This window comes from Chloroflexus sp., assembly GCF_034431535.1.
In the GTDB taxonomy this organism is placed as follows: Bacteria; Chloroflexota; Chloroflexia; order Chloroflexales; family Chloroflexaceae; genus Chloroflexus.
Genome location: NZ_DAOUDC010000027.1, coordinates 152,142 through 167,355, shown reverse-complemented (window position 1 = coordinate 167,355; position 15,214 = coordinate 152,142). Strand labels below are relative to the sequence as shown.

9 protein-coding genes are annotated in these 15,214 nt (G+C 60.0%); 6 read left to right on the top strand and 3 right to left on the bottom strand.

Annotated elements, in window-relative coordinates:
• Positions 1-49: 49 nt before the first annotated feature.
• The gene (locus U9R61_RS07420) at positions 50-2,131 is read left to right on the top strand and encodes a diguanylate cyclase (RefSeq protein WP_322488179.1); all 2,082 of its coding nucleotides are present in this window, start codon (positions 50-52) and stop codon (positions 2,129-2,131) included.
• Here U9R61_RS07420 and U9R61_RS07415 read toward each other — a convergent pair.
• The 3 genes from U9R61_RS07415 to phoU all read right to left on the bottom strand — a co-directional run bounded on the left by U9R61_RS07415 (position 2,105) and on the right by phoU (position 8,813).
• Complete coding sequence (locus U9R61_RS07415; RefSeq protein WP_322488178.1) at positions 2,105-3,880, bottom strand: choice-of-anchor Q domain-containing protein; 1,776 nt, start codon at positions 3,878-3,880, stop codon at positions 2,105-2,107. The two genes, U9R61_RS07420 and U9R61_RS07415, sit on opposite strands and share 27 nt — an antisense overlap.
• Before the next feature lie 419 nt (positions 3,881-4,299).
• Positions 4,300-7,884 (bottom strand): methionine synthase, encoded by a 3,585-nt coding sequence (gene metH, locus U9R61_RS07410; RefSeq protein WP_322488177.1) that lies wholly within the window; start codon positions 7,882-7,884, stop codon positions 4,300-4,302.
• A gap of 269 nt (positions 7,885-8,153) precedes the next feature.
• Complete coding sequence (phoU, locus tag U9R61_RS07405) at positions 8,154-8,813, bottom strand: phosphate signaling complex protein PhoU (protein ID WP_322488176.1); 660 nt, start codon at positions 8,811-8,813, stop codon at positions 8,154-8,156.
• A 394-nt stretch (positions 8,814-9,207) separates the two neighbouring features.
• Here phoU and U9R61_RS07400 point away from each other — a divergent pair, with 394 nt between their 5' ends.
• From U9R61_RS07400 to U9R61_RS07380, 5 genes are all read left to right on the top strand, one after another.
• Complete coding sequence (locus U9R61_RS07400; RefSeq protein WP_322488175.1) at positions 9,208-9,921, top strand: isochorismatase family cysteine hydrolase; 714 nt, start codon at positions 9,208-9,210, stop codon at positions 9,919-9,921.
• A 77-nt stretch (positions 9,922-9,998) separates the two neighbouring features.
• Positions 9,999-11,498 (top strand): GAF domain-containing protein, encoded by a 1,500-nt coding sequence (locus tag U9R61_RS07395; protein ID WP_322488174.1) that lies wholly within the window; start codon positions 9,999-10,001, stop codon positions 11,496-11,498.
• A gap of 34 nt (positions 11,499-11,532) precedes the next feature.
• Positions 11,533-12,804 carry a pitrilysin family protein gene (locus U9R61_RS07390; RefSeq protein ID WP_322488173.1) on the top strand — a complete coding sequence of 424 codons (1,272 nt, stop codon included), beginning with the start codon at positions 11,533-11,535 and terminating at the stop codon, positions 12,802-12,804.
• A 9-nt stretch (positions 12,805-12,813) separates the two neighbouring features.
• Entirely contained in the window at positions 12,814-13,845 is a 1,032-nt protein-coding gene (locus U9R61_RS07385) for an NAD(P)/FAD-dependent oxidoreductase (protein WP_322488172.1), read from the top strand.
• A 294-nt stretch (positions 13,846-14,139) separates the two neighbouring features.
• Positions 14,140-15,207 (top strand): dipeptidase, encoded by a 1,068-nt coding sequence (locus U9R61_RS07380; RefSeq protein ID WP_322488171.1) that lies wholly within the window; start codon positions 14,140-14,142, stop codon positions 15,205-15,207.
• Positions 15,208-15,214 lie beyond the last annotated feature (7 nt).

Genomic DNA, 15,214 nt, shown 5'->3' with positions numbered 1-15,214 from the left:
GTCAGATGTTGACCGTGCTGTAGCAACGGAGATTCTCGATCGACTTCCCATGGCAGTATGGATTGTTGATCAGGACTACCGGCTGATCTATGCCAACACCGCCTTCCGCACCAAACCACCGGCGGGTTTTCCAATCAATAGCCAATCCGGTGATCGAGCGTTGCCTGATCCATCTGCAGTTGAGGACTATACCCAATGGACGCGCAGTTACGAACGCGCATTGAATGGCGAAACCATCACGATCACGATTGGCGCGACCAGCTACTCTGTACAACCGCTCCAGTGCCTGCAAGGCGGTACTCTAGCCGTCATCACCACCGCAGCGCCATCTGATACTGACAGTGCTACTCTCTTCCGCACAGCCATTGAAACGATGCCCGACCCCTTTGGCGTGTATGTCGCAGTGCGCAATCTGCCCGGCCAGATCGTCGATGCGCGAATCACGGTGGTAAATGCGGCGATGTGCAGCGCAACCGGGTACCGTCGCGAGGAGTTGCTGAACCAACGGTTGCTCGATCTCTTTCCGCACTATGCGAATGATGGCACCTTTGCCGATGTACGCCGGTTGATCGAGACCGGCGCGCCAATACGCCGTACAACCACCATTGTCAAGCCATCCGGCGAGCAACGCTATGTCGAAGTGCATGCCGGCAAGCTCAATGATGGTTTTGTGGCCATCTGGCACGATATTCACGACCAGCATCAGCTTAACCGCCGCATTCGCCAGCAGGCGGAATTGCTGAACCAGATCGCCGACGCCGTGATTGCCACCGATCTCAACTATACCGTCATCAGTTGGAATCGCGGCGCTGAACAGATCTACGGCTGGACAGAGGAAGAGGTGATCGGCAAGCGGTTGCAAACCTTCTTCGAGACTCGTTTCAGCGATACGACCCGCGACGAAGCAGCCGCCATCTTACGCGAAACTGGCCGCTGGGAGGGCGAAATTGAGCAACGGCGCCGCGATGGCAAGTACATTCCCATTCATTCGATCGTGGTATTAATCCGTGACGAGTACGGCACCCCCACCGGCATTGTCGCCGTTAATCGCGACATCAGTGAACGACGCCACTTCGAAATGCTGTTGATGAAAGCCAATCAGCGGCTGGAATCAGCCATGGTTGAAGCGCGCCGGCAGGCCGCCGAGATCCTGATGGTCAACGAATTGCACGACCTCTTGCAAGTCTGTCAAACCATCAATGAAGCTGCTGGAGTCATTGCCTTTAGCTTGCAGCGAATCTTCCCTCACCAGAGCGGGTATCTGATGGTGCGGCAACCGGGAACGGCCAATCTGAACCTGGTGGCTTCATGGGGCGCCACCACAACCGCCCCACCTTCGCTGACGATCGACCAATGCTGGGCCTTGCGGCGTGGCTTGATCCACCGCACCTGCGCTGGCGAAGGCCTGCGCTGCGCTCATATCCGCACGCATCCTGACGATTGCACGTGTTGCGTCCCGCTCGTCGTACAGGGAGAAATCTACGGCCTGATCCACATTGCCGGGAGCGAATTACCGCGCAGCGAACTGATTGTCATGACCGGCGACACGATTAAGCTGGCGCTCTCTAATCTTGAGTTGCGCACAACCTTGCGTGAACAGGCGATCATCGATCCATTAACTGGCCTGTACAACCGGCGCTATCTCGAGTCAAGCCTGCCGCGCGAGCTGCACCGCGCGCAGCGCGAACAAGTGCCGCTCACGGTGGCGATGATTGATATTGACCACTTCAAGCAATTCAACGACCAGTATGGCCACGACGCCGGCGATGTGCTCTTGCGCGAGCTAGCGATTATCTTTCGCGAGCATTTACGCCAGAGTGATCTGGCTTGCCGCTATGGCGGCGAAGAGTTCGTCTTAATCCTGCCGGGTATCAATCGCGCAACGGCCCAAACGCGCTTGCAACGCCTCCGTGAGACGGTACAGCGGCGGCAGATCGCCTTTGCCGGCCAACTGTTGGGGCCGATCACCATCTCGATCGGATTCGTGGTGTGTGAATCAGCTGACCAAACCATGCATCTGATCATCCAACACGCCGATACAGCACTCTACACAGCCAAGCGCAGCGGGCGCAATCAGGTGGTTGATTTCGCCGAGCTGAACTTCTCACCGTCCAACGAGGGGAATGAATAGTTTGACCGGCGCCTGTGTCACTTCCACGCTCAAGCCATTGCTAAATGCACTGCACACAATCTCGTTGCAGGCGCGGAGACGGATGGTATAGCGACCCCGATCGAGCACGATGCTGTTATGAATAACCGGCAATAACCATGTCGCTCCGTCGTCGCGCCGCGCATCGGCTTCATACCGCACAGCGCCGGGAACTGGGTCAAACGACAACTGCATCACCGGCCCACCATCATTACTTGCCAAACCAACGAGCGTTGGCGGGGAGAGCTGGCTAGCAGGCGCAGCACTACCATACTCGAACGCCCCTAGATCACACGCGCCTACCCGCACCGCGCCGCGTTGATCGAGCGGCGGGCAATCGGTGCCGGCGTTGATCGCCGGACTACCGGCGAGGAGGGCGAGGGTGGGCAGCGGGCCGCCGTGGTAAGCAACGGCTGATTCGAGCCGCGGATCGGTCTGAGTGATACCGCTTAGGCAGGCGCGACCGGCAGGACTTTGCAGGTTACGGCTGCCGCGAAACATACCGAAACATTGCACCGAGTCGTGCGCACTACCGAGTCGGTTGCCAGCGATAATCACATTACGCAGCTCAACGTCGGCGCTATTGCTGGACGTATTGTAGATGCCGCCGCCAAGCCGATCAGCATAATTCTGCGCCACAGTGACATTCACCATCGTCGCTTGCCCGCCATTGAAGTAGAGACCGCCGCCATTGCCTTGATCAGCGGTTGGCGCATCGGCGCGATTGCCCACCACAGTGAGATTAGTAAGGGTCGAGCGGTTCCAGCCGGAATGGAAGGTCGTCTGCGCGATTAGGATAGCACCGCCGATGTCTTCCGAACGATTATTGACAAACGTCGAATCGCGCAGTGTGAGCGGGCCGTTGTGATGCATCAAGGCGCCGCCGCTGGCGCGATTATTGCTATTGAGAGCGACAATATTGTCAGCGAAAAAGCTCCGCTCAATCTCAGAGCGATCGGGATAATAGAGGTACGAATAGACTGCACCGCCGAAATTGCGGGCTTTATTGCCGATAAAGATACTATCGCGTATCACAATTTGGTCACCTACGCCCGCTTGGCCGGCGCCGTCGTTGTAGATCGCGCCGCCAAAGCCAAAATTGGCCACAACGCCGCCATGCGAACTATCGTTGTTACGGAAAGTGGAACGTACCACAGTAATCGGGCAGCGTAGATTGTAGATCGCACCGCCGTTGATACCGCGGTTGTCCTCGAAGAGGCTGTCTTCAATGTGGAGTTGGCCAAAGTGCATTGAGATCGCACCGCCGCCTTCTTCGTCCGTGCCGGCAGTGCTATCGTTATTGCGGAAGATGCTGTTGTAGATGAACACCCGCGAATTGAGACCGGAAGAACGAATTGCGCCGCCTTCTGCGCTCCGGCCATCAATCAGAGTGAGATTGCGGATGGTCAGAGCCGTGTCATACAGCCAAATAATGCGCGTGCGTCCACCGCCGCTCAACGTCACCCGCCCACCCTGTTGTGGGCCGCCGCCGTCAAGCTCAGTAGGCTGGCGTATCTCTAATTGGCTCGAAAGGGTTATCGTCAACGGTTGGGGACCGCAGTTGAAGGTGACTCGCCCGCCTCCGGCTACGGCGGTGCGCAGCGCCGCTTCGGTACAGCTCGCTGCAGTGCCATTGCCAACGACGCCAGCAGCGCGTACCGGCGTTGCTGTCCAAAAGAGGATGAGGCCGAGGAGGATCAGGCAGCACACCAAAGATGACAGGTTGTTCATTATTGCCCCTGAATAGCGGTGCTAAAATGAAATTTCTTTCATTTTACAAGGTAGATGATGGTGCTATGGCGATCTACATGACTTTTGGGCTATATCAGTAGATAGGACTAGGAGGAATAAATTAAGAAAATGTTATGTTTAACATTTCGTGCAAACGAGTGTTGAGGGGACATTTTCCGTGCGCACGGGGGAGTGCTGCGCTGCGCGCAGCGCGGCTCGCAATGACAGTGGGGGAGCGGGGGCGCTTGCGGGATGTCCTTGCGAGGGGGCGTAGCCCCCGAAGCAATCGCCCCCTCCAGCGCAGACCAATGGCAGACCGGCACCCCTCCCGTGCGCGCGGGGGAGTGCTGCACCACGTGCAGCGCGGCTCGCAATGACAGTGGGGGAGCGGGGGCGCACGGCCGTACGCCCCCGCCGGCCTACGATTGGGTATCGGTTTCGGCTCGTTCGATGGCGCTGCCGATGCTGAAATATTTCGCTTCGGGGTGATGCACCACGATCGCGGCGGTGCTTTGTTCGGGCACGAGTTGGAAGGCTTCGGTCAAGGTCACGCCAATCTCTTCGCCGGGCATGATGCGCCAGAGTTTGGCATGCTCGGCGAGATCGGGACAGGCGGGGTAGCCCCACGAATACCGCTTGCCCCGCCGCTCGTCGAGGCCCAACCCTTGCCGGATGAGGCGGTTAGTGTATTCGGCCAACGCCTCGGCTAAACTGACGCCGAGACCGTGGATGTAGTAGCTGCGGCTGTAGTCGCCGCGCCGCTGCAATTCATCAACCAGTTCGTCAACCGCATTGCCCATGGTGACAATCTGGAAGGCGGCGACATCATATTCACCGCTCTCGACGCTGCGGAAGTAGTCGCTGATGCAGAGCCGCTCGCGGGCCGGCTGGCGCGGGAAGACAAAGCGGGTCAGTTCGCGTGACCGGTTGGCCGGATCGTAGACGATCAACTCCAATCCATCGCTCTGCACCGGGAAGTAGCCGTAGATCACCTTCGGCTGCAACCAGCCGTCACGTTCAGCCTCGACCAGCAATTCGCGCACCTTCTGATCGAACTCGGCCCGCAACTGCTCCCATTCGGCGCCTTTCGCATTCTTAGCCCCCCATTGCAGCCGGTAGAGGCTGTTGCGGTCAAGGCATTCGACGACGTCGCTGAGGCGGATGCGGCTCGTGGCCCGCCAGCCCCAGAAGGGAGGCACCGGCACCGGCACATCGGTGCGCACCGCCGAACGCACACCAGCGGCAGTAGCCTGCGACGCCGCACCGAGTTCATCCAACGCCACCCGCCCGGTTACGCGCCGGTGCAGTACGTTCGCCGCCTCGCGGATCGTCTGCTCGATAAACTGCTCACGGATGGCCGGATCGCTCAGCCGATCCATGGTCTCGAGCCCCTCGAAGGCATCTTTGCAGTAGAAGACGCCGGCGGAGTACGGTTCTTCCTCATCGACAAAAGTGATACGCTGTCCGTATTGACGATTGATCGCCGCACCGCCGACCAGCACCGGAATATTGATCCCGCGCCGGTGCAACTCTTGCACGCAGAGCGGCATTTGTTTACTGGTGCTGACCAGCAGCGCCGAGAGACCGATCGCGTCGGCCTGCACTTCCAGCGCCTTTTCGATAATGGTGTTGATCGGAACCTGCTTGCCAAGGTCATAGACGGTATAGCCGTTGTTAGAGAGGATGGTATTGACCAGATTCTTGCCGATGTCATGCACATCGCCGTAGACCGTAGCCAGCACCACCTTCGCCTTGCTCGAACCTTCGATGCGGTCGAGGTAGTTTTCGAGCCGGGCGACCGCCTTCTTCATCGCTTCGGCGCTCTGCAACACGAAGGGCAAGATCAGTTGGCCGGCGCCAAACAGGTCGCCAACCTCTTTCATCGCCGGCAACAGCACGTTATTCAACACCTCAACCGCGGCCCGGCCCTGCGGCGACGCACCCTGCTCATCGCGCACCGCCGCCGGATCGCTGAGGCGCAAGCCAAGCGCTTGCAGGCGCTCATCAACCGCCTGATCGATATCGTCCTCGATCCCCTCTTTCTTGCGGTGCAGAATCTTCCAATGCAGCCGCTGATCGACCGTCATGCCAGCAGTGGGGTCTTCGCGCTCGTTGTCGCTGCTGGCGGCATGCTGCTCGAAATAGGAGATAAAGCGGGCCAGTGCATCTTCGCGGTGGGCAAAGATCAGGGCTTCGCACAGCTCGCGTTGTTCGGGATCGATCTCGGCATAAGGCGTCACGTGGGCCGGGTTGATAATCGCAGTGTCGAGACCGGCGGCCACGGCGTGGTAGAGGAAGACCGAATTGAGCGCGGCGCGGGCATGGGGGGCCACGCCAAAGCTGAGATTGCTCACGCCAAGGGTGGTAAAGCAACCGGGAATCCGTTGCTTAACGAGCCGGATCCCCTCGAGCGTCTCGATCGCCGACCGGCGCAACTCTTCTTGACCGGTGGTGATCGGGAAGGTCAACACATCGAAGACGAGCGCTTCAGCGGGCAAGCCATACTCATCGCGCGCAATTTGGGCAATCCGCTCGGCGATGGCTGCCTTGCGCTCGGCGGTGTGCGCCATGCCCTCTTCATCGATCGTCATCGCGATCACTGCCGCACCGTAACGGGCCGCCAGCGGCAACACCTTGTCGATCTTCGCGCCGCGCCCGCCCTCAAGCGACACCGAGTTGATCATCGCCCGGCCGGGATAGATCGCCAACGCCGCTTCGAGCACATCAACCTCGGTCGTATCGATCACGAGCGGCAACTCGATATTGAGGGTCAGCTTCTTGACCAAGCGCGCCATCTGCTCTTTTTCGTCGGTGCGCTCGGTCATCGCCACACAGACATCGAGCATGTGCGCGCCGCTCTCAATCTGCTCGCGGGCCACCTCAAGCGCGCCGTCATAATCGTCACGCAGCAGCAGCCGCTTCACCTTCCGCGAACCGAGCGTATTCAACCGCTCGCCGATCATGGTGAGGGTGGCGTCTTGGCGTAGCGCCGCAGCGCGAATGCCTGAACTGACGCTGGGAATATATTCCACCTGCCGCGGTTTGGGGCGGGGTGAATCCCCCAAGATTTGGCGCAGACGGGCGATATGGGCCGGACGGGTGCCACAACAGCCGCCGACGACCGCCACGCCGTAATCGAGCACAAACTCGCCCAGCGTCTCGGCAAACGGCTCCGGCTCCATCGGATAGACGGTGCGGCCTTCCACCTCAAGCGGCAAACCGGCATTGGGAATGCACGAAATCGGCTTCCGCGAATGGGCGGTCAGATACTCGATCGCCGCCCGCATATGTTCGGGGCCGGTGCCGCAATTAAGCCCGATCACATCCACCGACATCGCTTCGAGAGTGGCGATCAGGGCCGGCACATCAGTGCCGAGTAACATCCTCCCGGAGAGATCGAGGAAGACCTGCGCCTGCACGGCAATATCAGGTCGGTTGAGATCGAGCTTAGCCCGCCGGATACCATCAAGCGCAGCCTTGACTTCCAGAATGTCAACACTCGTCTCCACCAGCAACAGATCAACGCCCCCCTCGATCAAGCCAATCGCCTGCTCGCGAAAAATATCCGACAGCTCGGCAAACGTAATATTGCTCAGCTCAGGATCATCTGACGAGGGCAGCTTGCCAGTCGGCCCCATCGAACCGGCGACGTAGCGCGGACGGCCATCGCGCTCGGCGAAGCGATCGGCGACCCGGCGGGCCAGCGCGGCGGCGGCGCGGTTGATCTCAATCGTGCGATCACCCAATCCCCATTCGGCTAGTCGCAGCCGCGTGCTTTGGAAGGTATTGGTTTCGATCACATCGCAACCGGCCTCAAGAAATGACGAATGGATCGCCTCAATCACATCGGGACGGGTGATCACCAGATAATCGCGACAGCCGAAGGTCGCCTCGCCGCCGTAATCCGCAGCGGTCAGATCAAAGGTATCGATCGAGGTGCCCATCGCACCGTCGTAGATCAACACCCGTTCGGCTAGAGCTTGGAGATAAGTTGGTCGCGTCACATCCGCCTCGTCAGATCTTCCAGAAAGAGAACGCCGCAGCGCGTTCCTGGCCAAAGCATCCCATAAACAAGCGCCGGCAACTCTTGGCAACAGCGCCGGCGCTGAGTCGTTTCACAAGGTATACTATATCATAATCATCAAGCGGTGAGCGTGCCGGGATGCTTGCCAGCCGGCGAGGTGGCTCGTATGGAATGGCGGCAGGAGCAGCACAACGCTCATACCGGTCAGGACGCAGATACTATATCCTTGCCAACCGCAGCGAATAGAGCCTAGTTCAGCGTCGTCTGGCTATTCGTCGCCAAATAGATCACCCGCTCGCCGATATTGGTGGCGCGATCGGCAGTGCGCTCAAGGGCATGCACCATATCAAGCAGATCGATCGCCGCTTCAAACCGGTCAGGGTCTTGGCGGGCGTCGGCGATGATCAGCGCACGCAGGGTATCTTCCAGCTCATCCACCCGTTCATCGTGAGCAGTCAGCGAATGAGCCAACTCGGCATCTTGACGCAAAAACGCTTCGAGGCTGGTATTGACCATCTGCAACGCCAGTTGGGCCATCTCGTGGATCTGGGGCGGCGGCACCACAAACGCCGCGCGGCGCGACGCGCGCCGCACCCGCTTGGCAATGCTGTTGGCGTAATCGCCGATCCGCTCCAACTCGCCGGCAATCGCCGTCACCACGCTGGTCAAACGCAGATCAGACGCCACCACCGGCTGCTGGGTAGCCAACAGGTGGATCACACTCTCTTCCAACTCCCGCCACGCCTCATCGATCTGTCGATCATCGTGAATAATCTGCGCCGCAGCAACGGTATCCCACGTTTCAAGGCAATGAATAGCGCGTAACAATTGCTGCTCGACCATACTGAACATGCGAAGCAGATCTTCGCGCAAGGCGCTGATCTGACGAATATAACGTTCGCGCACCATGGATCTATTCCTCCTCGCCTAAGCCGAATCGGCCGCCCATCTCCCGGCTGCCACCCCCATACCGCGACGCTGTCGATCTGAATCTTGCGCACAGTAAGAGCCAATCTCATTATACTGGAAACCTCAACGGAATTGGTGAAGAATTTACCGCGTTGCATCGTTATCACTCTATTGTCAGACAACTCGTCAATACAGCATCAGGATAGGGCATTCGGTTTTTCTCACACAAACAGATCAACCAAGTTACACACCATCCCGCAACTGCAAACCGGGCCGCGCTGATTCGCCACAACGACACGCGATACCACACTCTGCCCGGCGGATGATCCCTTGACGGGCACACGCGGTTGTGATAAAATAGTGTCAGTTTTACACCAAATAAAGGAGGTCGGTGATGCCTACAATCCATGATTTGGCGACGCGCAGCGCGCCATTTCTGACCTATCTGGAGCAGTGGTACAACTCCTTGCCGGAGGTTGATCTCGCGACGATCATTGGCGATACGCCGGAACGGGTTGCGCTCTGTTCGATTGACATGATCAACGGCTTCTGCAAAGAGGGGCCGCTGGCCGGGCCACGGGTCGGCGCGCTGGTCGAGCCGGTGGTCACACTGTTCAATCGCGCCTACGAGCTAGGAGTGCGCGCCTTCGTGTTGACCCAAGACACCCACGATCCGGCGACGCCGGAGTTTTCCGCCTACCCACCACACTGCGTGGCCGGCACTGCCGAAAGCCAGACGATTCGCGAGCTGGCTGAGCTGCCATTTGCCGATCAGATTGTGGTGATTGAAAAGAACTCGCTCAGCTCGCACCTTGGCACCCGCTTTGGGGCATGGCTGGCCGAGCATCCGCAGATCGACACCTTTGTGCTGGTTGGCGATTGCACCGATCTGTGCGTCTACAGCGCCGCGATGCATCTACGGCTCGAAGCCAATGCCTTTAATCTCAAGCGGCGGGTGATCGTCGCCGCCAATGCGGTTGACACCTTCGACACCCCGGTGGCGGTGGCGCGCGAGCTGGGTATCTATGCTCACGACGGCGATTTGCACCACGTCTTGTTCTTGCACCACATGGCGCAAAACGGGGTTGAAGTGGCGAATATCCGCTAACTATCGTCCGGCAGCGTCTCCGGCTAGTATCGTGGTATACTAGATTCTTGATCGCCGCCATACTGCCGGGAATGACTATGCCGGACACTGAAGATCTTGCTGCTCTGACTGTCGCCGAACTGGTGGCGCACGTGCGCGAGTTGCGCAGCGCCAACGCTCAACTGCGCCGCCAGTTGCATCCTGCCGGCCCGCCCTTAGCCGCCCACGCGCTGGCCGAGGCGCTGATCCGGCAAACATCGCTGTTGGCGCGGCTAGGGATCGAGTTTCGCGACGATCTCGAACCGCTGGCGCTGGCCCAGCAAGCATTACAGTCAGTCACGATCAATCTGCCAGCCGACGAGGCAACCGTCGTGCTGCTTGGCGCCGATCAGCAACCGGCCCATGCGCTGACGGCGGCGCTCGGCGCGCCACGGCTGTTGCCGCCTGAACGAGCCACTGAGCTGATCACGCAAGGCAGCGCCGGTTGGGCCTTGCGCCACGGCAGCAGTGTGGTCTTGCTCGATTTGGCCAACGATATCCGTCGCTTCCAGCTCCGCGAATTGCAGGCCGGCGGCAGTCTGATCGCCACGCCGATCCGGCAATCAACGGCCACGATCGGTGTGCTGATCGTCTATCGGCTCGCCACCCATGCCTTTAGCAGCAGCGATCTGATCTTGATCGAGAGCGTGGCTGCTCAGCTCGGTGTTGCGATTGGCGCGGCCCGGCTCCATCAGCAAAGCCGCCTCCGCCAACACCATGTATTGACCTTGCTCAATTTCGGCCAGACATTTACGGCCAGTCACACCTTGGGCGACGTGGCGGCGCAGTGCCACACCATCGCGACCGAAACCTTTGCCGCCTGCTGGGGGTTGCTCTTTGTGCGCCCCTCGCCGCAAAGCCAACCGGCTTGGATCACACCCGCTAACCTTGCGCTCGAAGCGCCGATCGCCGCTGCCGGCGGCGCAGCTCAACTGACGGCTGATAGCCAGAGTGTGGTGACGATGGCGTTGACCGACGATCTGACCTGCATTGCCCTGCCCCTCATCCACGACAACGCGTCGATCGGCGGATTGGCACTCGGTTATGCCGGCCCGCACGCCGCCCCATCCAACCTTGATTGGAACCTATTGGAATTGTTTGCCCGCCAGACCGCGACGGTCTGCGCCACGTTGCAGCTCGTCGCCCGCTTGCGCGAACAGACGCAGCTCCTCGAAGAGCTGATCGCCGAACGCACGAATCAATTGCAACGCTCACGTGATTTGTTGCGGATCGTGTTTGATAGTCTCCCCGAAGGCGTCGCCTTGCTCGACGAGAGCGAACGGCTTGCTGCGGCGAACACTGTCTTCGCCAATCAGATTGTTGGCCGCCACCCCCGCGAATTAGTCGGCAAGACCTATGCCCATCTGCTGCGTATGATCGAACGCGCAGCGCCGACCTCGATCGAACTGCTACCCGATCCACGGGCCGGCCAGCAGCGGCTGCGCATCCGGCAGATGTTCCCTGATGGCGCGCGCAGTTATGTGATTGAGCGGATGGACATTCCGGCATCGCATGGCCAGCCAGCCTCGCGCTTAGAGTTCTGGCGGCGCGAACCGTAGTTGTTTTCGTTGTCTAACACCTAAGAATCACACAATGCCATACTTGCACACAACCCGCAATGGAATTCGCATTCTGATCGAAGAGTTGCCGCATACCCATTCGGTAGCGATCGGTTGTTTCATTGACATTGGCGCTCGCTACGAGCCGGCGGAAGTGGCCGGCGCCGCCCATTTTATCGAGCACATGCTCTTTAAGGGCGCCGGTGCGTACCCAACGGCCCACGCCATTTCGCTGGCGATTGAGGGAGTCGGCGGCTACCTCAATGCCTCAACCGGTTATGAGACCACCGCTTTTTACGCAAAAGTCGCCGCGATCCATTTCGACCGCGCCTTACACGTGTTAAGCGAGATGGTGCAACACCCGCTGTTTGACGCGACGGAATTGGAAAAAGAGCGACGGGTGATTATCGAAGAGATTCGCGGGATTCAAGACAATCCGACCGAAGTCGTACATGAGTTGTTGCAGCAGACGATGTGGGGCGATCACCCGTTTGGGCGCGACATCGCCGGCAGCATTGCCACTGTGAGCGCCATATCCCGCGCCGAGCTGTTGCGCTTTTTCCGGCAAGGCTACCATGCTGGCAATCTGGTGGTATCAGTCGCCGGCAAGATCAACGCCGAACAAGCGATCCCCGCGATCGAGCGCGCCTTTACCGAGCTGACCGTCGGTCAGCGCCCAGTCGCAATCGCGGCACCAGCGTTGCCGCACGAACAACGGCTCAGTCTGTTGCCGCGCGAGATCGAGCAGGGCAATGTCTGTCTTGGCCTGCCCGGCGTCTCGTACCACGACCCCGACCGGCGCGCGGTGCAGGCGCTCGATGCCTTGCTCGGCGGCGGTATGTCGTCGCGCCTGTTCCAGACCATCCGCGAAGAGCACGGTCTCAGCTACAATATCGGCTCGTATCATAACGAGTTTGCCGATACCGGGATGTGGGTAATCTACGCTGGGGTAGAGCCGGAGGCCTTGCGCGATGCCGTAGCAATGACGCGCCAGATTGTGCGCGATTTAGCCGAGCACGGCCCGACGGCGCAAGAGCTGGCGACGGTGAAAGAGCAACTGAAAGGCAGTTTGCTGCTCTCGTTGGAAGACACGTGGGCAGTGGCGTCGCGCAACGCCGCTAGCTTGCTCCGCCACCAGACGGTGCAACCAATTGAGCAGATCATCGCCGAGATCGATGCGCTCACCCTTGCCGATTTACAACGCGCTGCGCACCGCTTGTTGGGATCTCAGCAACAGTGGCTAGCGGTGGTTGGACCTTACGATGACGATGATCGGGCCGATTTGCAAGCCCTGCTTGAGGAATGAGGCCGGTTGATGAAAACAGTTGCCGTTGTTGGCGCTGGGATGGCTGGGTTGGCCGCCGCTTGCGCGCTGCAAGCCGCTGGTATCGCTACGGTCGTGTTTGAAAAGAGCCGCGGCGTTGGCGGTCGCGCCGCCACCCGCCGTATCGGCGATTGTTGTTTCGATCACGGCGCGCAGTATGTGAAAGCGACTTCCACGGCCTTGCAAGACCTGATCGCCGCTACCGGCGACGCGGTGCAAATCCAGCGTCCGGTGTGGACGTTTACCGCCGCCAACCAGATCGGCCCCGGCGATGTGGCCTATGGGAATGAGCAGAAGTGGACGTGGCCCGCCGGCATCACGCGCTTGGCGAAGTATCTCGCCAACGGTCTCGATGTGCGGTTAGAGACCACCGTCGCGAGCATACATACCGCTGACGACTGCTACCGCCTCACCGCTGCTGACGGCAACGATCTCGGCTACTTTGACGCTATCTTGCTCACAACCCCCGCTCCGCAGAGCGCCACGATCCTCGCCGCTAGCGATCTGGCACCGGAGAGCACCGCTTTGATCACGGCGCTCCATTCTGTCCAGTACCGCCGCTCGATCAGCATCACTGCCGCCTTTCCTCATCGCCCCGCCGTGCCGTGGTATGCACTGGTCAACACCGATCGCCACCACCCGATCAGTTGGCTGGCGTGCGAACACGACAAGCCGGGCCGCGCCCCAGATGGGATCGGTTTGTTGATCGCGCAGATGAGTAACAGTTGGGCAACCACCTATTGGGACGAATTACAGAAAGGGACGTTCACGCCCACTGATCCCTTACCGCCGCCAATCCACGAAGCGCTGGCGATGATCTGGATGCTCGCTGGCGATCTTGATGCACCGCTGTGGGTCAATGTGCAACGCTGGCGCTACGCTTTGCCGGATACCGCCACGCCGTTGACAACAATGGATCGGATTGTTGTAGCGGGTGATATGGTAGCCGGGCAAGGGCGAGTGCATCTGGCCATCGAAGATGGCTGGCGCGCCGCTGATCAGATTCGGGGGTGGTTAGGGTAGGTGAAAACGTGTCATAGCGCGGAAGCGGCAGCGCACACAGCCAGCGACCATCTGTCATTGCGCGGGAGCGGCGGCGCCCAGCGAAGCTGGGTACCGCCCGACCGAAGCAATCTCCTGCGATAGCGGGAACGAACACTGCGCGGTTATGCTTGCAAGAGCAGGAGATTGCTTCGCCACGCAACGGCAGAGCATCGAGCCGCTCCTGCCGCGCGGCTCGCACGAGCATGAAGAGCGCGTTGGACACCTGTTTCCTCCCCACCAGCGGGGTTCAGAGGAACAATCAAGGAAGATATTATGACAACCTCTACGTGGCCGCCAGTCTTCGACGGGCACAACGATGTGGTGCTCGACTTGTACCGGTCTGAACCGGGTAAAGAACGCGACTTCTTTACCGCCAGCCCACACGGCCATCTCGATCTGCCCCGCGCCCGCGCCGGCGGATTTAGCGGCGGATTCTTTGCGATCTACGTGCCGCCGCCGCCGGCTCCCAAACCACCGGCTGCACCGCTGCCCGAACCGCCCTACCACCTGCCGCTGCCGCCGGCGCTCGATCACGATTATGCCCTGCGCACGACCCTCGCTATGGCGGCGCACTTGTTTCGCGTCGAGGCCGAATCACAAGGCCAGTTGCGCGTTTGCCGCACCGCTGGCGAGATTGCCGATTGTCTAGCGAACGATGTCATTGCCGCCGTCTTCCACATTGAAGGCGCTGAGGCGATCGGCCCCGATCTCGATGAGCTTGAGGTGCTCTACCAAGCTGGCCTGCGCTCGCTTGGCCCGGTCTGGAGCCGACCTAATATCTTTGGTTACGGCGTACCGTTCGCCTTTCCCGCTTCGCCCGATATTGGCAGCGGCCTGACCGAGGCCGGCAAGGCGTTGGTGAAAGCGTGCAACCGGCTGTGCATCATGATCGATCTCTCACACCTTAACGAAGCCGGTTTTTGGGATGTTGCCCACCTGAGCGACGCGCCGCTGGTGGCAACCCACTCCAACGCCCATGCGATCTGCCCCAGCAGTCGCAATCTGACCGACCGGCAACTCGCGGCGATCCGCGAATCAGGCGGGATGGTCGGGCTGAACTTCGCCGTCACCTTCCTGCGCCCCGACGGCAAGCGTGATGCCACGATGCCGCTGGCGGTGATGGTGCAGCATATCCAGTATTTGGTCGAACGATTGGGGATTGATCACGTCGGTTTCGGCTCTGACTTTGACGGCGCGCTGATGCCGGCGGCCATCGGCGATGTGCGCGGCCTGCCCCGGCTCTTACAGGCGCTGGCCGAGGCCGGGTTTACGCCAGCCGAACTGCGCAAGCTGGCCTACGAGAATTGGTTGCGCGTCTTGCGCTTGACATGGGGAGGATAAACGAACG

What these genes read in the sequence shown, in the direction of transcription:
- U9R61_RS07390 (WP_322488173.1), top strand. Translation starts at nt 11,533, where the DNA reads ATGCCATACTTGCACACAACCCGCAATGGAATTCGCATTCTGATCGAA.
- U9R61_RS07415 (WP_322488178.1), bottom strand. Translation starts at nt 3,880, where the DNA reads ATGAACAACCTGTCATCTTTGGTGTGCTGCCTGATCCTCCTCGGCCTC.
- U9R61_RS07420 (WP_322488179.1), top strand. Translation starts at nt 50, where the DNA reads ATGGCAGTATGGATTGTTGATCAGGACTACCGGCTGATCTATGCCAAC.
- U9R61_RS07380 (WP_322488171.1), top strand. Translation starts at nt 14,140, where the DNA reads ATGACAACCTCTACGTGGCCGCCAGTCTTCGACGGGCACAACGATGTG.
- phoU (WP_322488176.1), bottom strand. Translation starts at nt 8,813, where the DNA reads ATGGTGCGCGAACGTTATATTCGTCAGATCAGCGCCTTGCGCGAAGAT.
- U9R61_RS07385 (WP_322488172.1), top strand. Translation starts at nt 12,814, where the DNA reads ATGAAAACAGTTGCCGTTGTTGGCGCTGGGATGGCTGGGTTGGCCGCC.
- U9R61_RS07400 (WP_322488175.1), top strand. Translation starts at nt 9,208, where the DNA reads ATGCCTACAATCCATGATTTGGCGACGCGCAGCGCGCCATTTCTGACC.
- U9R61_RS07395 (WP_322488174.1), top strand. Translation starts at nt 9,999, where the DNA reads ATGCCGGACACTGAAGATCTTGCTGCTCTGACTGTCGCCGAACTGGTG.